This is a genomic window from Neisseria macacae ATCC 33926, from assembly GCF_022749495.1.
GTDB classification, from domain to species: domain Bacteria; phylum Pseudomonadota; class Gammaproteobacteria; order Burkholderiales; family Neisseriaceae; genus Neisseria; species Neisseria macacae.
This window is the reverse complement of record NZ_CP094241.1, coordinates 323584-340623: the sequence shown is the minus strand read 5'-3', so window position 1 is coordinate 340623 and position 17040 is coordinate 323584. Positions and strand designations below refer to the sequence as shown.

Sequence of the window (17040 nt, the reverse complement as noted above, 5' to 3'; positions counted from 1 at the left end):
TCGCACATTGCCTCAAAAGTGAGTTGGTTATTCGACAAAAACGGGCGTGTTGATGGCAAACAAGGTCGTCTGAAAACATACCGCGGCGTACCGTATGCTTTCAGACGACCTCTTATCCTACTACCGCCCTACTCTTCTGCTTTTTCCGCTGCGCTGCGGCGGGAAACGCTGATGCCTAATTGTTTGAGTTTGCGGTAGAGGTGTGTGCGCTCCAGACCGACTTTTTGGGCGACACGGCTCATGTTTTGCCCTTCTTGAGCGATGTGGTACTCAAAATAGCGGCGCTCCAATTCTTCACGCAGTTCGCGCAAAGGCATATTGAAGTTGAAACCGCCGACGATTTCAGTGGCGACTGTCGCCCGTTTTTGCCCCAATGCGGCAACGACCGCCTGCTCGTGGACTTCCTGTCCGTCCGCCTCCAGCATCAGGTTTTTCACGACGCTGCGGAGCTGGTCGAAATTGCCCGGCCAGTTGTATTGGCAGAGAACAGTCAGCGAGCCGTTGCTGAATTTGACGGGCTGGATTTTTTCGCTGTCCGCCAATTCGGTCATGACTTGGTTGACCAAGAAAGCGATGTCTTCGGATTGGCTGCGCAACGGCGGGATACTGATGACGTTGCCGGAAAGCAGTTCGGACAACTTGGCATCGGCAATGGCGTCTGCCGGGCTTTCATCGGCGGCGTGGCTGCCGGCGACGATAACGCGCACGTTGTAACGGTCTGCCTTGCCGAGGATGAAACTGATGCCGTTTTGGATGTTTTTGCTGTACTGCGCGGCATCACCGAGATAAAGCGTGCCGCCCGATGCTTTTTGCAGCAGCTCCAATGGCGCATCGGCAATGAGTTCGACGCGGCTGAGTCCGACCCAAGGCGTGCCGCTTTTGTGGAAATAACGGGCAACGATTTCAAACGGCGAACCGGTTTCGCCGCTGAGCAGCACGGGTCCGCTTTTTTTCACGGCAGGCTCAAGTTGTTGCTTGAATTCTTGAATGGCGGGGCTGTTGCCGAGTTTGTCGAAGGACAAGCCCGCCGCCATCTGCATTTCGCCGTGTTTGAGGGCGCGGTCGACGGTAGAGAGCAGCTTTTGCAGGGCAATCGGTTTTTCCAAAAAATCGAGCGCGCCGATTTTGGTGGCTTCGACGGCGGTGTCGATGCTGGCGTGTCCGCTCATCATCACCACGGGCATGTTGAGCTGTCCGTTTTTCGCCCACTCTTTGAGCAGGGTAATACCGTCGCAGTCGGGCATCCATATGTCCAACAACACCATGGCGGGACGGGTCTGGTGGCGCAGTTGGCGCGCCTCTTCGGCGTTCTCCGCCAAAGCCACGGAATAACCTTCGTCTTGGAGGATTTCCGAGAGCAAGTCGCGGATACCTACTTCGTCATCTACAATTAAAATATCACTGCTACGCATAAGTTTCTACCAATCGGGGTAAGGCTATTTTCACACACGCGCCGCCTTCGTTCTGATTGCTCAGGCTGATGCGGCCGCCGTGCTCTTCGATGATTTTCTTCACAACGGGCAATCCCAGACCCGTACCTGTCGGCTTGTCGGTAACATACGGCTCGAAAGCATTATGCAGCATTTCCTTGCTGAAACCTTTGCCGTTGTTACAAACGGTCAATAAAACCTGTCCGTCGTTATCTTCACCGACGCTGACATTCACTTGCGGAACTTCTGCCTCTTCCGCCGCCTCTGCCGCGTTTTTGAAAATATTGTGCAACACCTGCCGCATGGCGGTGGTATCGGCGGAAATCGGCTGCGGCTTGTCGGACAAGTTTGGAACAAAGCGGCACGCCCCGCCCTCGTACAGCAGCAACACTTCTTCGACCAAACGGTTCAAATCGTGTTTTTCAAAATTCAGCGACGGGGCGCGGGCGTAATTGCGGAAGGCTTCGACCATTTCTTTCAATGCCGCCACCTGTTTGACAATGGTATCGGTCGAACGGCTGAGGATTTGGGCGTGTTGTTCGTCCAATTTATCATGCAATTTCCATGCCAATCTCTCGGCGGAAAGTTGGATAGGCGTGAGCGGATTGCGGATTTCATGCGCCAACCGTTTCGCCACTTCGCCCCAAGCGGCTTCTTTTTGGGCGCGGATGAGGACGGTGATGTCGTCGATCACCATTACCACACCATTGTCGTTGTCGTCGGGCAGGATGGTGGCTTTACCCAAAAGAATCCGCGCATCGTCGGGGGCGGCGTATTCGACTTGGACGGGTTTGGCGGCATTGGCGGTTTCTTCAATGGCGGCAAACACTTCGGCAAGCAGGGTCTGCTGCGGCGATTGTCCGCGCCAGTCGTGCCAGTTGCTACCCCACAGCGGCACCAATTCAATGCCCAAAATCCGTTCGGCGGCTTTGTTGAAGGTTTTCAGACGACCTTCGGCATCCAAAGTAATCACGCCCGTGGTCAAGCTTTCCAACACGCATTCGAGATAGTGGCGCGCCGCTTCTTCGCGCAGGCGGTTGTTCTCGTCGGCTTCTTTGGCGATGGCAAGCTGTTCGGTCATGTGGTTGAACAACTGGGTCAACCTGCCGAATTCGTCGTTGCGGAACACGGGGCGTTTCTGGCTGAAATCGCCCTGCGCCACCGCCCTTGCACCTTCTGCCAACGACAATACCGGCTCGACGAAGCGGCGGGCGAAATACAGCGCCATCACCAAGGCAAGGAAAATCGCCAACAGCGCGGCAACCAGCAAAGTCGCCAAAAAGAAGGTTTGCAGGCCTTGTTTGGTGTAGCTCAATTCGGCGTATTTCGCCCGCGCCGCTTCAATCAGCGTCGCATCTTGCGCCACATCCTGCGGGATGGGCTGGCGGAAAAACAAGGCGTAATCGCGTCCGTTGTGCGCGCCGATCAGCATCCAGCCTTGCGCGTACAAGACATTTTCTATGTTTTCCAAACTGCGTATCGAGCCGGTCTGCTCCAGCTTCTCCCATCCTTCTTTGTCGAGTTCGGGTTGGTTTAGTTTCAGCGGATTGACACTTTTCTCGGTTTTATGGGTTTTGACGTCGTAGAGCGAAAGCTGGGTAAAGCCGCCCGATTTGGCGGCATTTTTCAGCGCCTTGCCCAAATCGCCGTCCACAGACGCGGTGCTGATCAGGTCGATTTGCACCGGCGTAGCATTACTGACGGCGTTGTCCACTGCCAGATTCAGCGCGGATTTGCTCAAGTTCAGGCTGCGTTCGAGGGCTTCGTGGGTATCGTTTCCGAACCACGAATTAATCGTGCCGTTGATGAACTGCGCGGAAATGCCAAACAGGAACACACCCGGCAATACAGCCACCAGCGTAAACATCCCCGACAGCCGCCGCGCAATCTGCGAACCGAACACGCCCTTGCTCTTGTCGCGCATGAGGAGCAGGACGTAGCGCGTCAAAACCGACGCCAACACCAGCATCAGCAGCGCACACAGGGCGATAATCCACCAGAAATATTCCGCCAGCGGGCTGGTGCTGCCCGTTGCAATGGTCAGTCCGTAGAGCAGTCCCACCGCCGCCAACACGGCAATCAGGAGAAAGCGGCGCATGGTTTACTCCTGAGAGATGGTCAGAGACTTCCAGCCGGAATCCAAGTGCCAGTTTTTAGAAGTCAATGCGTTGATTTGGAAGGGTTTGGGCAGCTTCGCCGTCGAGAGCAGCAGGCGGATTTCGGCTTGTGTGTCTTTCGCTGCGACGCCGCTTAACGCGCCTTTGGACAGCACTTTCCAGTTGGCGACCGCCCCTACGCCGCGCAAGGCGGTATCGAGCGTGTCGTATTCGGTGGAAAACGTGCCGACGGTTATGCGGTAGCGGTTGGTCAGCGGATGGAAGGAAAGTTTGTAGTGGATGGTGTTATCGCTGTTGAGCAGCTGGTCAAACTTGAAGCGGTAAGACGGCATGGAAGGCGCAGAAAGCTGCCAGCTCAAAGTGAAATTCAACGGCACGCCCTGCCGGAGCGCCTGTTTGAGCTGGTCGGGCAAATCGGTGCGGAAACGGCTGCTGACGGAAAGCTGTCCGGTTTCGGTCAGTTTCGCCTCGGAGCGGGTTACGCTGATGCTCTCCGCCGCCGCATTCAGCGACAGGGCGAGCAACAGCGTTCCAAACAGCCGTTTACTGCTTTTTGATAAGCGCGTAATAAAAGCCATCTTGATGTTTGTTCGGTAAAAGCACACGCGATTCGATCAGCTCGGCATCGGCGTGGCGGTTGAGGAATTTTTGCAACTGAACGTCGTTTTCTTCGACGAACACCGAGCAGGTGGCCAGCAGCATTCTGCCGTTTTTCGTCAGGGTTTGCCAAAGCGCGTCCAGCAATGCCTCCTGCTGACGGGCGGTTTTGGCGGCATCGGTCGGACGGCGCAGCCATTTCACGTCGGGATTGCGCCGCGCCACACCCGAGGCGGTACACGGCACGTCGGCAAGGATGGCGTCGAAAGGCTTTCCATCATACCACGCCGCCAAGTCCTGCGCATCGGCGCAAGCTAGAGCGGTCGTCTGAAACCCCAAACGGTCGAGATTGTCCTTCACCCTTTTCAGACGACCTTCGTCTATATCCAAAGCGGTAACATGACAATCCGCCAGTTCCAACATATGCCCCGTCTTCCCGCCCGGCGCGGCGCACGCGTCCAAAATCCGTTCGCCGTCTTTAGGGTTTAACAGATACGCCGCCTGCTGCGCGCCGAAATCCTGCACCGACACCAGCCCTTCGGCAAAACCGGGCAGGCGGTTCACCGGCACGGCTTCTTCCAGCGTTACCGCATATTCGTCCAAAGCCTTGGCCACAATCCCTTCCGCCGCCAGCTTTTCCAAATACGATTCGGCATTGCCGTGGCGTCGGTTGACCCGCAGCGTCATCGGAGGATGCGATTGCAGCGCAGTGGTGATGTTGTGCCAATGTTTCGGATAATGGTTTTTCAGGTATGCCACCCACCACAGCGGCAGGTTGTGTTTCGCCACATCGTCTTTTTTGCATGAAGCCGCAAGCTTGTCGCGTTCGCGCAAAAAACGCCGCAAAATCGCGTTGGCAAACGAACGGTACTGCCCACGCCCGATTTTCGCGATACTCTCGACCGCCTCGTTGACCACGGCATGAGGCGCGTTGCGCGTGTAATGCAGTTGGTACATCGCCGCCAAAAGCAGGCTTTCGAGCTGCGGATTGTCAATCGGCTTTTTCAGCATCTGCGCGAGCATATGTTTCAAGCTGCCCAAATAACGCTGGCAGCCGTAGGCAATATCCTGCAGCGCGCCGTTTTCCTGCGCCGTCAGCTCGGGATGCGCCGCGCGGATTTGCGCCAACACATCCTGAAGGTTGCGCCCTTCAGCGACCGCCGCAATGCTGTCGGCGGCGAGTTTTTGGGCGAGGGACATACTCATAAATTCAATTCCTTAAATGACTGCTGTGGTTCGATTTGTTCATTAAAAATGTAAACGCCTTACAAGCGGTTCGGGCGGTGTTCGGGGCAAGATTCAAATTGTGTTAATCCGATTGCCCGCTCATGACAATATCCATATAGTCCGTTCTTTTCAACACACATAAGGATTCATCATGACTTTGCGCGCCCTTTCCCTGCTTGCCGTTTCCGCCGCACTCATTTCCGGCAGCCTGACCGCCGCGGCGGCACCGCACAAACATTCCCGCGCCATCTCCCAAGCGCAAGCCGTCAAAATCGCCAAGAAACGCGTCGGCGGCGGCCGCGTTACCGACATCGACCACAGCGACGGACGCTGGGAAATCGAAATCCGCAGAGGCTGTACCGAATACGATGTGGACGTTTCCTCACAAAGCGGCCGCGTCATCAAAGTGGACACCGACAACCACTGCGACGATTAATCGATTCTTGATTAATGGATTCTTATAGGAAGCCGGACTGTCTGTCCGGCTTTTCTGTTTTCAGACGACCTCAAACTTGCCCGAGGTCGTCTGAAAACATTTAATCTGCCGTTTTGCCTGATTCGGGAATTTCAGACGACCACCCCGTCACGTTCCAACAATGCCCGATAGCGTTCGGCGTCCTGCGGCGAATAGCAACAGAAAACGATTTTTTCGACAGTCGGACACTGCGGCAAAGTTTTTTTCAAAATCGCCAAAGCGGTTTCGGCGGCTAAATAGGCGGGGAAACGATACACGCCCGTGCTAATACAGGGGAAGGCGATGCTGCGGATGCCGTGTTCCTGCGCCAACAGCAGGGAATTTTGATACGCCTCCGCCAGCTTGACCGCTTCGCTGCGGTGTCCGCCGAACCAAACCGGCCCGACGGTGTGAATCACAAATTTCGCCGGCAGCCGGTAGCCTTGGGTGATTTTCGCCTCGCCCGTGCGGCAGCCGTTCAACTTTCTACACGCTTCCAACAACTCCCGTCCCGCCGCGCGGTGAATCGCGCCGTCCACGCCACCGCCGCCCAACAACGAGGCATTGGCGGCGTTCACGATGGCATCGACTTCAAGTTTCGTAATATCGCCTTCGACTACTTCAAACACTGCCATGATCTGCTCCTAAACGTGGGGAATCTTGTCGTCAGTTCAACAAAACCAAACGTTTCCCTGCCCGATATTTTCAGACGACCTCTAAGCCATCCGAAGAAAGGTCGTCTGAAAATTAATCAGTCTGCAAACGGCTTCTACAAAACCGTCCCAACCTCAATCTTATGCCCTGCCGCAAACGCCGCAATCGGCATCCGTTTGCTGCCCGAAGGCTGCAATTCGGTAATCTTCAGCGCGTTCTCGCCGCAAGCAACGATTAAACCGTCTGCCGAGCAAGACAACACTTCGCCCGCCCTGCCTTGTTGTGCCACTACTTCAGCCCGCCAGATTTTCATCGGTTTACCCTGATATTCCACCCACGCAGCGGGGACGGGGTTGAAGGCGCGAATTTTGCGTTCAATCACTGCCGCGCTTTCGTTCCAATCGATACGCGCTTCTTCTTTGCTTAATTTTTGCGCATAAGTCACGCCTTTTTCTGGCTGTTTGACGCTTTTCAGACGACCTTCTGTTTTTAATTGTTGCAAATCAGCAACAATCGCCGCCGCACCGAGATTCATCAGCGCATCGTGTACTTCATTCGCCGTATCGGTCGGTTGGATGGTGTAACGGTGTTCGCTGACCACATCGCCGGTATCCAAACCAATGTCCATCTGCATGATGCACACGCCCGTCTCGGCATCGCCCGCTTCAATCGCGCGCTGAATCGGCGCTGCGCCGCGCCAACGGGGCAGCAGCGAGGCGTGGATGTTGAGGCAGCCGTGTTTCGGCGTATCCAACACGTCTTGCGGCAGAATCAGTCCGTAGGCGGCAACGACCATTACATCGGCTTCGACCTCTTTGAGCATTTGCAGGGCTTCGGCGTTGTTGCGCAGTTTTTCGGGCTGCGCCACGCGTAAACCCAATTCCAATGCGGCGTGCTTCACGGGAGACGGGGCAAGCTGCATCCCGCGTCCTTTGGGACGGTCGGGCTGGGTCAACACCAGCGGGATTTCAAAACCGGCGGCGGCTATGGCTTTTAAGGCGGCAGCGGCAAAATCGGGCGTACCGGCAAAGATGACTTTCATGGGAAACTCCTTGGAAATGGGTTTCAGACGACCTATAGTGGATTAACTTTAAACCAGTACGGTGTTGCCTCGCCTTAGCTCAAAGAGAACGATTCTCTAAGGTGCTGAAGCACCAAGTGAATCGGTTCCGTACTATCTGTACTGTCTGCGGCTTCGTCGCCTTGTCCTGATTTAGTTAATCCACTATATATAGCGCAACGGCAAACATTGCGACAGGTCGTCTGAAAGTTTGAAAAACATCGGCTTTCTGCCGCTTCCCCTCTTTCAGACGACCTGTTCGACCGTATCATTCGGCTTTTAGATGGTGTGTTTCTGACGTTTTTTCAGTTTGGTCTTAATCCGACCCTGCTTGAGCTGCGACAGGCGTTCGACAAAAACGATGCCCATCAGGTGATCCAACTCGTGCTGCACGCAAATCGCCAACAGCCCGTCCGCCTCCAGCGTGAATTTCTCGCCTTTTTCGTTCAAAGCCTCAACCTTGACGCGCTCGGCGCGGGTAACGGTGTCGTAAATGCCCGGCACGGACAAACAGCCTTCTTCGTAAGTGGTTTCGCCGTCTTTTTCAACAATGACGGGGTTGATAAACACGCGCGGCTCGCTGCGGTCTTCGGTCAAATCCATCACGACGACGCGCTCATGCACATCGACCTGCGTCGCCGCCAGCCCGATGCCGCGCGCTTCGTACATGGTTTCAAACATATCGGCAACCAGCTTTTGGATGCGCTCATCGACTTGCTCGACAGGCTTCGCCACGGTGTGCAGACGCTCGTCGGGATATTGCAGGATATTCAGTAAAGCCATAATTTTCTCTTCGTTTTTCAATACTTGGGACGCGCATTCAACGCGTCCGGCAGCAGATTGTGTGTGTTTTCATACAAATTTTGCGCCTGTCTTCACAATTCCCGTGATGACACTAACATTCAATGATAAAATATGCGTCAATGAATTTCTGTTCAATGCGCACGAAACGCCTATTGACGTTTTTTAAAGGGGGACGGCGGTTTTTGCAAACTCCCGGCCATTTCATTTTCTCCGTTTATCATTTAAAGACAAACCGAATCAATTTCAAGGGGAACGGTTATGCAACAACGTATTATAACCCTGCTTTGTGTCGCGGGCATGGCAATTTCCGCCCACGCTCAAGCAGCTTCATTAAAAGTGCGCCCCGATGCGCCGCAACGCTACGTCGTGAAAAACGGCGACACACTCTGGGGCATCTCCGGCAAATATCTGTACAGCCCGTGGCAGTGGAACCGCCTTTGGGGCACAAACCGCGGCGAAATCCGCAATCCGCATCTGATTTATCCGGGTCAGGTGTTGGTTTTGCGCTACGTCAACGGCCGCCCGCAACTGGGCTTCGAAAACGGCTCCGCAGGCAATGACGGCATTCCGGTCATCAAACTCAGCCCGCGCGTCCGCGAAACCTCTTCAGGCTACGGCATCCAAACCGTCAACGTGAACTTCTACCGCATGTTCATGCAACATCCGCAGTTCATCGACCAAATGAAGACCCAAGACGCACCGCGCCTGATCGACGGCCCTGACAACCGCATCATGTACAGCAAAGGCGAACGCGTGTACGCCTACGGAGTTACCGAACCCGGCCGCTATCTGGTTTACCGCGCCGTCAAAGACCTGACCGATCCCGATACCCGCAAATACCTCGGACAAGAAGTCGTCTTCAGCGGCATCGTCAGCACCCTGCCCTACACCAACAGCGCACTGGACTCCGCTTCCGACGAAGACCGCAAATACCTGAAAGACGGCGAATACTACACCCGCCTGCATCCGCTGGCGAAAGTACCGACCCAAACCGCGCAGCCTATGATTGTGGAAGAAGCCGTTTCCGAAATCCGCAAAGGCGACTTCCTACTGAAAATGGACGGCGAAACCGAGCCCTTCCAAATCATGCCGCACGCGCCGACGCAACACATCGACGGTAAAGTCATCTCCATCCTCGACGGCGTACACGAAGCCGGACAATTCCAAACCGTGACCCTGAACAAAGGTTCCGCCGACGGCTTGGACAAAGGCACGGTCTTGAGCATTTACAAACGCGACCGCCAAGTGAAAGTCGATTTGGAAGAAGGCAAAAAAGGCCGTAAGAACATCGTTAAATATGTTTCCATCCCTGCCGAAGAAACCGCATTGGCCATGGTATACCGCACCGGCGAACATCTCTCGTCCGCCATCATTTTGGAAAACCTGACCAGCATCAACATCGGCGACACCGTATCCGAACCCGGCCGCGACTTGGACAACATGTCTGACGACAAACCGCACGTCCGCAACGAGCCGCAAGATTCCCACGATACGGAACACAACCAATACAATATCCACAGCAACATCAATAAATATTGATCGATTGCCGACAGCAAAAGCGTCGTCTGAAAATTTCAGACGACGCTTTTTATATGGGTCATAAAGGTCGTCTGAAAACGACGCCGTTTATGATAAAACACTGCTCATCAACGGAAACCGCGTTTCGTTTTCACAAGAGCAAAATCCAATGATGCACCTTCAACAAGCTAACTCAATACAGCATTACGCTGTACAAGTCTGAAACAAACATTTTTTCAAACATAGAAGTTCCAACCAAACCTTTAATTTTCCCAAATATAGTGGATTAAAATTGCAATGATACGGCGTTGCCAACGCCCTTATGTACTACCCGTACACGGCGGGCGTTGTCGCCTTGTCTCATTTTTATTTTAATCCACTATACAGTCCATCAAATTTGCCTCTCAGCAATGTTTCGCCCCACACCAAACACCAAGCCAATCAGCTTTCTACCTCCTAACGAACCGCCGCATGATTGCCCATCTGATTTAAATTGAATCCAAACAAGCCAAGCCGCGCATATATAGTGGATTAAATTTAAATCAGGACAAGGCGACGAAGCCGCAGACAGTACAGATAGTACGGAACCGATTCACTTGGTGCTTCAGCACCTTAGAGAATCGTTCTCTTTGAGCTAAGGCGAGGCAACGCCGTACTGGTTTAAAGTTAATCCACTATAAAAAAGGTCGTCTGAAACCTTTTCAGATTTCAGACGACCTAGATATCAGAACCTAAGCAATTAATCGTCGCTGGTGAATGCCAACAAGATGCGCAACAGGCTGCTGAAAATATTGTAAATCGAGATGAAAATGGTCAGGGCTGCGCTGATATGGCTGTCTTCGCCACCATCAATCACGGTACGCACCTGCCACATAATAACCAGCGAACTGAACACAACAAACGCGCCGGAAATCGCCAGGCTCAGAGCCGGAATTTGCAGAATGAAGTTAGCAACCACTGCAATCATCAGAACCACACCGCCGATTGCCAAGAAGCGTCCGAGCGAGTTCATGTTCATCGTTGTGCGGCGCGCCATCGCTGCCATCGTAAAGAATACGCCGGCGGTCATGGCTGCGGCGACACCTACGATTTGAGTACCATTACGGATAGCAAGCGCATATTGCAGCAACGGGCTGATCAACACACCCATACCGAAGGTGAAAATCATCAACAAGACAACGCCCGTATTGCTGTAACGGTTTTTCTCGATAAGGAAAATCATACCGTAGAAGAATGCCAATACAGCTACAAAACCCATCCAGCGTGCGCCGAACATAGCGTACAGGTTTAGGTTCAAAGCGCTGCTGGCAAATGCGCCGGCAATAGCGGGAATGAAAGACAAACCCAGCAGGCGGTAAGTTTTTTGCAAGACAATGTTTTGGGAAACTTGTCCTGCAAGAGGATAGTCGTAAACGTCGTTTCGCATGGCGTTTGCTCCTGAAAAAATGTGTGAAAACAAAAAGAGTCCTGATTCTATCAGCAAATTATTGGCTTGGGCATAAAAATATGCCTACGTCGCCGTTTGAGGATAAGTGGTAGCGTTCAAAGCATTTTAAAGTGCCGCAATCATAAATTTACATAAAAGACTGCTTCTGAAACCGATGTCGAATCTTTGCCCACCCCTTTTACCGTTTGATTTGATTTTCACCACTTCAAAACCGGATACAACAAACTTCTGCAAGATAATGGATTTTGGAATTTAATGATTTGCCATAGCAAATTTGAACAGAGCCGGTTTCAGGCTGTGTAAACAACATAAGAAATAAAATAACTTCATTGATTATTTATCAACTTTCGATTTATTGTCTGTCGAACCGTTGAATGATAGGATTGCGGCGGTAAGTGTAGTGCAATCGCTCAAAATTTCATAAACAGCTGATTTCAGACGACATCAATGATGTATAGAAAACTGCCGTATCCAAATTTTTAGCGATTCGTTATGTTTCACTTCATATCAATGATTACATAAGGAAATACAGTATGAACCGTCGTCAATTCTTGGGTGGTACAGCCGTTTCTTTGGCAGCTGCCGCTTCATTCGCCCGCGCCCACGGACATCATGACCATAAAGGCCATTCCCACGCTGCCCCTGCTGCTGCGTCCAAAACCTATGAGGCAGCCAGAAAAGCGGCTGCCCACTGTGTTGAAGCAGGTCAAATCTGTTTGGCACACTGCATCCGACTACTGAGCCAAGGCGATACTTCAATGAAAGATTGCGCAACAGGTGTCAATCAAATGCTGGCATTGTGTGGCGCGCTGCAAAACCTTGCCGCCCAAAACTCTCCGCTGACCCCTTCTTTGGCAAAAGTCTGCATTGAAGCGTGCAAACAATGTGCCGCAGCGTGCAAACAACACGCAGGCCACCACGCAGAATGCAAACAATGCTATGAGTCTTGCCTTGCCTGCATCAAAGAGTGCGAAAAAATCGCTGCTTAATTGACGTAGTCAATCACCGGTCTGTCTGTGAAACAAACTTTGTTTTGCAGGCAGACCGGTTTGTTTTAAATGGGAGGACTTTCACAAATTGATTTGAAATGTAAGTTTTGTTTGTAGAATGTTGTGTCTTTGCCTACAAAATTTTGCCATAAATTTAAAACTTCACGCGCCGGCGAAAAACGGTATGTTTAGGATTATTAAGTTCTGTAACGCGCCCCGTTCTGAAATGAAGACAACAGGTTGCAAGACTTCAATCTTAACCATTCCAATGGTCTTAAAATTTCTGCCAAACACATGATTTTCACGCTTCTTAACAGACGTTTTCTTGATAAGGTCGTCTGAAAATTGCCCGACACCTTGATAAGCTTTACAATGCAAGTAATTAAAATACATCCCGCCTTATCTTCCCTTTCATGAGTTCCGTACCCTTCATCGAAATGAAAGACGTTGCCTTCGCGTATGGCGACCGTCCGATTCTGAACAATATTAATTTCAGCATTCCCCAAGGAAACTTCGCCGCCGTGATGGGCGGTTCGGGCAGCGGCAAAACCACGCTGATGCGGCTGATTACGGGTCAGATTCATCCTCAGTCGGGTAAGGTTTTGATTGAAGGACGTGATTTGGCGGGTTTTTCGGCTGATGAATTGTACGAACACCGCCGCCGCATGGGCGTGTTGTTCCAGCATGGCGCGCTGTTTACCGATTTGTCGGTGTTCGACAATATCGCTTTTCCGATGCGCGAACTGACGCGCCTGCCGGAAGCGGTTATCCGCGATTTGGTTTTGTTGAAATTGAACGCGGTCGGTCTGCGCGGCGTGGAAAACCTGATGCCGTCCGAACTCTCTGGCGGGATGTCGCGCCGCGTCGCGCTTGCCCGCACGATCGCGCTCGACCCTGAAATCATGTTGTACGACGAGCCGTTTACCGGCCTCGACCCGATTTCCTTGGGCGTGATTGCCCACTTGATCAGCCGCGTCAACAAGGCTTTGCGTTCGACCAGCATTATGGTAACGCACGACATTGAAAAATCTTTGGAAATCGTCGATCAAGTGATTTTCTTGGCGCACGGCGAAATTATGTTCTCCGGCTCGCCGCAGGAAATGCGCGAACTGGATTCGCCTTGGGTGCGCCAGTTTGTCGGCGGCTTGGCAGACGGCCCCGTTGCATACCGCTATCCCGCGCAAACGTCGTTGCAACAAGATTTGCTTGGGTAGTTTTCAGACGACCTCGGTTTGCAGACGTCGTCTGAAACGTTTGAACCGTTGTTGCCTGAAGCCGAAATCATTTTTCAGACGACCATCACCATCATCCTACAAGGTCGTCTGAAACCCGTTAATCCGTAATGGAAACCTATGAATTTTATCCGTTCCGTCGGGGCGAAAACCCTCGGCTTTATTCAATCTCTCGGCAGTATTACGCTGTTTCTGCTGAACATTCTGGCGAAATCCGGTACGGCTTTCGTCCGTCCGCGCCTGAGCGTGCGCCAAGTGTATTTTGCCGGCGTGCTGTCGGTATTGATTGTTGCCGTTTCAGGGCTGTTCGTCGGCATGGTTTTGGGTTTGCAGGGCTATACGCAGTTGTCGAAATTCAAATCCGCCGATATTTTGGGCTATATGGTCGCGGCTTCACTGTTGCGCGAACTGGGTCCGGTGTTGGCGGCGATTCTGTTTGCCAGCAGCGCGGGCGGTGCGATGACCAGCGAAATCGGTTTGATGAAAACGACCGAACAGCTCGAAGCGATGAACGTGATGGCGGTCAACCCTGTCGCCCGCGTGGTTGCGCCGCGCTTTTGGGCGGGCGTGTTTTCCATGCCGCTTTTGGCTTCGATTTTCAACGTGGCGGGGATTTACGGCGCGTATTTGGTCGGCGTAACCTGGCTGGGCTTGGACAGCGGCATTTTCTGGTCGCAAATGCAGAACAACATCACGATCCATTACGATGTAATCAACGGTCTGATCAAATCCGCCGCGTTCGGCGTGGCGGTAACGCTGATTGCCGTGCATCAGGGCTTCCACTGCGTCCCGACCTCGGAAGGCATTTTGCGCGCCAGCACGCGTACGGTGGTTTCGTCCGCCCTGACGATTTTGGCGATTGACTTTGTGTTGACCGCATTGATGTTTACGGATTGACAGGTCGTCTGAAAACGAAACAAAGCACATTGGATATTCAAGGAACTTTAATGAAAAAGAATGTATTGGAATTTTGGGTTGGACTGTTTGTCCTGCTCGGCGTGGCAGCGGTCGGCTTTCTCGCTTTCCGCGTGGCGGGCGGCGCGGCGTTCGGCAATTCCGGCAAGACTTATACCGTATATGCCGATTTCAGCGACATCGGCGGCCTGAAAGCCAACGCGCCGATCAAATCCGCGGGCGTATTGGTCGGACGCGTCGGCTCCATCGAGCTTGACCCGAAATCCTATCAGGCGAAAGTCCGCCTCGATTTGGACAGCAAATATCAGTTCAGCAGCGACGTTTCCGCGCAAATCCTGACCTCCGGCCTGTTGGGCGAACAATATATCGGCCTGCAACAAGGCGGCGACACGGAACCCCTTGCCGCGGGCGATACCATTTCCGTTACCAGCTCCGCCATGGTTCTGGAAAACCTGATCGGTAAATTCATGACCAGCTTCGCCGAGAAAAACGCGGCAGGCGGCAACGATGCAGCAAAAACTACCGAATAAACGTACACCATCATATTGATACTAGGACACTTAATCATGAAAAAAACCTCTTTCATCAGCGCACTGAGCATCGGCATCTTGAGCATCAGCATGGCGGTTGCCGCCCCTGCCGACGCAGTGAACCAAATCCGTCAAAACGCCACTCAAGTATTGAGCATCTTAAAAAGCGGCGATGCCAACACCGCCCGCCACAAAGCCGAGGCTTATGCGATTCCCTATTTCGATTTCCAACGCATGACCGCGCTGGCAGTAGGCAATCCTTGGCGTACCGCGTCTGACGCGCAAAAACAAGCGTTGACCAAAGAATTTCAAACCCTGCTGATCCGCACCTACTCCGGCACCATGTTGAAATTCAAAAACGCCAGCGTCAACGTCAAAGACAACCCCATTGTCAATAAAGGCGGCAAAGAAATCATCGTCCGCGCCGAAGTCAGCGTACCCGGTCAAAAACCCGTCAACATGGACTTCACCACCTACCAAAGCGGCAACAAATACCGTGCCTACAACGTCGCCATCGAAGGCGCGAGCCTGGTAACCGTGTACCGCAACCAATTCGGCGAAACCATCAAAGCCAAAGGCATAGACGGACTGATTGCCGAGCTGAAAGCCAAAAACGGCAGCAAATAATGCAAAGACAAGCCATGCCGTCCGTTTTCAGACGACATGGCTTTCGCACACAATAACCTTCAGGTTTTATCATCCAAGATTAAGTTGACAAGACAGCCATGCAAACCGAACTTCGCGACGGTACGCTGCACATCAGTGGCGACGTAACCGTCAAAACCCTGACCGCCGCCGCCTTTACCCGCTTCAGACAGCAATGTCGTCTGAAAGACACCCGCGCGGTCGATTTGAGCGGCGTCGGGCGCGCCGATTCCACCTGCGTGTCCCTGCTGCTTGACGCACTGCGCCGCCCGGACGGAAAAATCAGCCTGCAAGGCATACCCGAATCCGTGCGCACCCTGTCCGAGCTTTACGAAATCAAAGACTGGTTGAACCCATGAAAAAAACCACCGCTTCACTCCTATTCCTCATCGGCCTGACCTCAACCCCCGCATTTGCCGAGAACAACCCCGCCGACCCCTACGAAGGCTACAACCGCGCCGTCTTCAAATTCAACGACAAGGCCGACCAATACGTCCTCGCCCCCGTCGCACGCGGCTACCGCAAAATAACGCCTAAGCCCGTCCGTACCGGCGTAAGCAACTTCTTCAACAACCTGCGCGACGTCGTCAGCTTCGGCAGCAACGTCTTGCGCCTCGATGTCAAACGCGCCAGCGAAGACCTCGTCCGCGTCGGCATCAACACCACCTTCGGACTCGGCGGCCTGATTGACGTCGCAGGCGCAGGCGGCGTTCCCGACAACAAAAACACCCTCGGCGACACCTTCGCCACATGGGGCTGGAAAAACAGCAACTACTTCGTTGTCCCGCTGCTCGGCCCCTCCACCGTCCGCGACACCGCAGGCAACGCCATTACCACCGTCTATCCCGTCAAAAGCGCCGTGTTCCACACCCCCGCAGGCCGCTGGAGCACCACCGGCTTGAACATCGTCAACACCCGCGAAGCCCTGCTTGACCTGACCGACGGTTTGGAAGATGCCGCCATCGACAAATACAGCTACACCCGCGACCTCTACATGAAAGTGCGCAGCCGCCAAACCGGCGGGACATTACCACAAGGCGAGGATGACAATATCGACATCGACGAATTGGTGGACAGCGATCTGCCTGTCGAAGCCGGGGCAGATGCCTCCAATACCTCTGCCGGCGAAACTGCCGACCTTTATTTATACACCCCTATCCAAACCGGCGCACCAGTCGATGATGCAGCAAACGATTAATCCGGTTCACATGCAAAAGGTCGTCTGAAACCTCATTTCAGGGTTTCAGACGACCTTTTTCTATGCCGTTTTAGAGAATCATAAGTCTGCTTGCGCGACTCACTACCAAGCCTGTGCCACATCATATATTGGATTAAATTTAAATCAGGACAAGGCGACGAAGCCGCAGACAGTACAGATAGTACGGAACCGATTCACTTGGTGCTTCAGCACCTTAGAGAAT

The 17040-nt window shown here is 53.1% G+C and carries 17 protein-coding genes; 9 read left to right on the top strand and 8 right to left on the bottom strand.

The genetic code is table 11. From position 1 onward, the window contains the following. Positions 1-128: 128 nt before the first annotated feature. From MON40_RS01650 to rsmB, 4 genes are read right to left on the bottom strand one after another with little or no spacing between them, the layout of a single operon-like run. Positions 129-1412, bottom strand: coding sequence for a sigma-54-dependent transcriptional regulator (locus MON40_RS01650; protein ID WP_003763191.1), 1284 nt, complete (start codon positions 1410-1412; stop codon positions 129-131). Next, the gene (locus MON40_RS01645; RefSeq protein WP_003760528.1) at positions 1405-3528 is read right to left on the bottom strand and encodes a sensor histidine kinase; all 2124 of its coding nucleotides are present in this window, start codon (positions 3526-3528) and stop codon (positions 1405-1407) included. Before MON40_RS01645 ends, MON40_RS01650 begins: the two co-directional genes overlap by 8 nt. Before the next feature lie 3 nt (positions 3529-3531). After that, a complete protein-coding gene (locus tag MON40_RS01640; protein ID WP_003779762.1) occupies positions 3532-4125 on the bottom strand; it encodes a DUF4390 domain-containing protein in 594 nt (197 codons plus the stop codon). Then, entirely contained in the window at positions 4091-5350 is a 1260-nt protein-coding gene (gene rsmB / locus MON40_RS01635; protein WP_003779760.1) for a 16S rRNA (cytosine(967)-C(5))-methyltransferase RsmB, read from the bottom strand. The genes MON40_RS01640 and rsmB overlap by 35 nt, the downstream gene beginning before the upstream one ends. Positions 5351-5522: 172 nt before the next feature. Here rsmB and MON40_RS01630 point away from each other — a divergent pair, with 172 nt between their 5' ends. Further along, the gene (locus tag MON40_RS01630; protein WP_003779759.1) at positions 5523-5807 is read left to right on the top strand and encodes a PepSY domain-containing protein; all 285 of its coding nucleotides are present in this window, start codon (positions 5523-5525) and stop codon (positions 5805-5807) included. Between the two features lie 131 nt (positions 5808-5938). On the opposite strand, the gene MON40_RS01625 is transcribed toward MON40_RS01630, so the two are convergent. The 3 genes from MON40_RS01625 to def form a co-directional block, all read right to left on the bottom strand. Continuing rightward, a complete protein-coding gene (locus MON40_RS01625; RefSeq protein ID WP_003779757.1) occupies positions 5939-6460 on the bottom strand; it encodes an O-acetyl-ADP-ribose deacetylase in 522 nt (173 codons plus the stop codon). A 134-nt stretch (positions 6461-6594) separates the two neighbouring features. Further along, a complete protein-coding gene (gene fmt, locus MON40_RS01620; RefSeq protein WP_003779756.1) occupies positions 6595-7521 on the bottom strand; it encodes a methionyl-tRNA formyltransferase in 927 nt (308 codons plus the stop codon). 297 nt (positions 7522-7818) lie between these two features. After that, complete coding sequence (gene def, locus MON40_RS01615; RefSeq protein WP_029609881.1) at positions 7819-8322, bottom strand: peptide deformylase; 504 nt, start codon at positions 8320-8322, stop codon at positions 7819-7821. Positions 8323-8601: 279 nt separating this feature from the next. Between def and MON40_RS01610 the strand changes: the two genes are divergently transcribed. Further along, entirely contained in the window at positions 8602-9882 is a 1281-nt protein-coding gene (locus MON40_RS01610) for a LysM peptidoglycan-binding domain-containing protein (protein ID WP_003779750.1), read from the top strand. Between the two features lie 718 nt (positions 9883-10600). Here the strand turns inward: MON40_RS01610 and MON40_RS01605 are convergent. Then, on the bottom strand, positions 10601-11287 hold the full coding sequence (locus MON40_RS01605; protein ID WP_003760551.1) for a Bax inhibitor-1 family protein: 687 nt from the start codon (positions 11285-11287) through the stop codon (positions 10601-10603). Positions 11288-11841: 554 nt separating this feature from the next. On the opposite strand from MON40_RS01605, the gene MON40_RS01600 reads away from it, so the two are divergent. From MON40_RS01600 to MON40_RS01570, 7 genes are all read left to right on the top strand, one after another. Continuing rightward, on the top strand, positions 11842-12297 hold the full coding sequence (locus tag MON40_RS01600) for a four-helix bundle copper-binding protein (RefSeq protein ID WP_003779748.1): 456 nt from the start codon (positions 11842-11844) through the stop codon (positions 12295-12297). Between the two features lie 413 nt (positions 12298-12710). Beyond that, positions 12711-13511 (top strand): ABC transporter ATP-binding protein, encoded by an 801-nt coding sequence (locus MON40_RS01595; RefSeq protein WP_003779745.1) that lies wholly within the window; start codon positions 12711-12713, stop codon positions 13509-13511. Between the two features lie 138 nt (positions 13512-13649). After that, a complete protein-coding gene (gene mlaE, locus MON40_RS01590; RefSeq protein WP_003760565.1) occupies positions 13650-14426 on the top strand; it encodes a lipid asymmetry maintenance ABC transporter permease subunit MlaE in 777 nt (258 codons plus the stop codon). A 50-nt stretch (positions 14427-14476) separates the two neighbouring features. Next, positions 14477-14974 carry an outer membrane lipid asymmetry maintenance protein MlaD gene (gene mlaD, locus MON40_RS01585; protein WP_003760568.1) on the top strand — a complete coding sequence of 166 codons (498 nt, stop codon included), beginning with the start codon at positions 14477-14479 and terminating at the stop codon, positions 14972-14974. A 36-nt stretch (positions 14975-15010) separates the two neighbouring features. Further along, a complete protein-coding gene (locus MON40_RS01580; protein WP_003779741.1) occupies positions 15011-15601 on the top strand; it encodes an MlaC/ttg2D family ABC transporter substrate-binding protein in 591 nt (196 codons plus the stop codon). 98 nt (positions 15602-15699) lie between these two features. Continuing rightward, positions 15700-15978 (top strand): STAS domain-containing protein, encoded by a 279-nt coding sequence (locus tag MON40_RS01575; protein WP_003779739.1) that lies wholly within the window; start codon positions 15700-15702, stop codon positions 15976-15978. Next, on the top strand, positions 15975-16817 hold the full coding sequence (locus MON40_RS01570; protein ID WP_003779737.1) for an MlaA family lipoprotein: 843 nt from the start codon (positions 15975-15977) through the stop codon (positions 16815-16817). The genes MON40_RS01575 and MON40_RS01570 overlap by 4 nt, the downstream gene beginning before the upstream one ends. The last annotated feature ends 223 nt before the right edge of the window (positions 16818-17040 follow it).

Excerpts from the sequence above, each read along its gene's own strand:
- def (WP_029609881.1), bottom strand. The coding sequence starts at position 8,322 with ATGGCTTTACTGAATATCCTGCAATATCCCGACGAGCGTCTGCACACC.
- MON40_RS01605 (WP_003760551.1), bottom strand. The coding sequence starts at position 11,287 with ATGCGAAACGACGTTTACGACTATCCTCTTGCAGGACAAGTTTCCCAA.
- MON40_RS01645 (WP_003760528.1), bottom strand. The coding sequence starts at position 3,528 with ATGCGCCGCTTTCTCCTGATTGCCGTGTTGGCGGCGGTGGGACTGCTC.
- MON40_RS01630 (WP_003779759.1), top strand. The coding sequence starts at position 5,523 with ATGACTTTGCGCGCCCTTTCCCTGCTTGCCGTTTCCGCCGCACTCATT.
- MON40_RS01600 (WP_003779748.1), top strand. The coding sequence starts at position 11,842 with ATGAACCGTCGTCAATTCTTGGGTGGTACAGCCGTTTCTTTGGCAGCT.
- MON40_RS01610 (WP_003779750.1), top strand. The coding sequence starts at position 8,602 with ATGCAACAACGTATTATAACCCTGCTTTGTGTCGCGGGCATGGCAATT.
- mlaD (WP_003760568.1), top strand. The coding sequence starts at position 14,477 with ATGAAAAAGAATGTATTGGAATTTTGGGTTGGACTGTTTGTCCTGCTC.
- MON40_RS01625 (WP_003779757.1), bottom strand. The coding sequence starts at position 6,460 with ATGGCAGTGTTTGAAGTAGTCGAAGGCGATATTACGAAACTTGAAGTC.
- MON40_RS01650 (WP_003763191.1), bottom strand. The coding sequence starts at position 1,412 with ATGCGTAGCAGTGATATTTTAATTGTAGATGACGAAGTAGGTATCCGC.
- mlaE (WP_003760565.1), top strand. The coding sequence starts at position 13,650 with ATGAATTTTATCCGTTCCGTCGGGGCGAAAACCCTCGGCTTTATTCAA.
- fmt (WP_003779756.1), bottom strand. The coding sequence starts at position 7,521 with ATGAAAGTCATCTTTGCCGGTACGCCCGATTTTGCCGCTGCCGCCTTA.
- MON40_RS01595 (WP_003779745.1), top strand. The coding sequence starts at position 12,711 with ATGAGTTCCGTACCCTTCATCGAAATGAAAGACGTTGCCTTCGCGTAT.
- MON40_RS01575 (WP_003779739.1), top strand. The coding sequence starts at position 15,700 with ATGCAAACCGAACTTCGCGACGGTACGCTGCACATCAGTGGCGACGTA.
- rsmB (WP_003779760.1), bottom strand. The coding sequence starts at position 5,350 with ATGAGTATGTCCCTCGCCCAAAAACTCGCCGCCGACAGCATTGCGGCG.
- MON40_RS01570 (WP_003779737.1), top strand. The coding sequence starts at position 15,975 with ATGAAAAAAACCACCGCTTCACTCCTATTCCTCATCGGCCTGACCTCA.
- MON40_RS01640 (WP_003779762.1), bottom strand. The coding sequence starts at position 4,125 with ATGGCTTTTATTACGCGCTTATCAAAAAGCAGTAAACGGCTGTTTGGA.
- MON40_RS01580 (WP_003779741.1), top strand. The coding sequence starts at position 15,011 with ATGAAAAAAACCTCTTTCATCAGCGCACTGAGCATCGGCATCTTGAGC.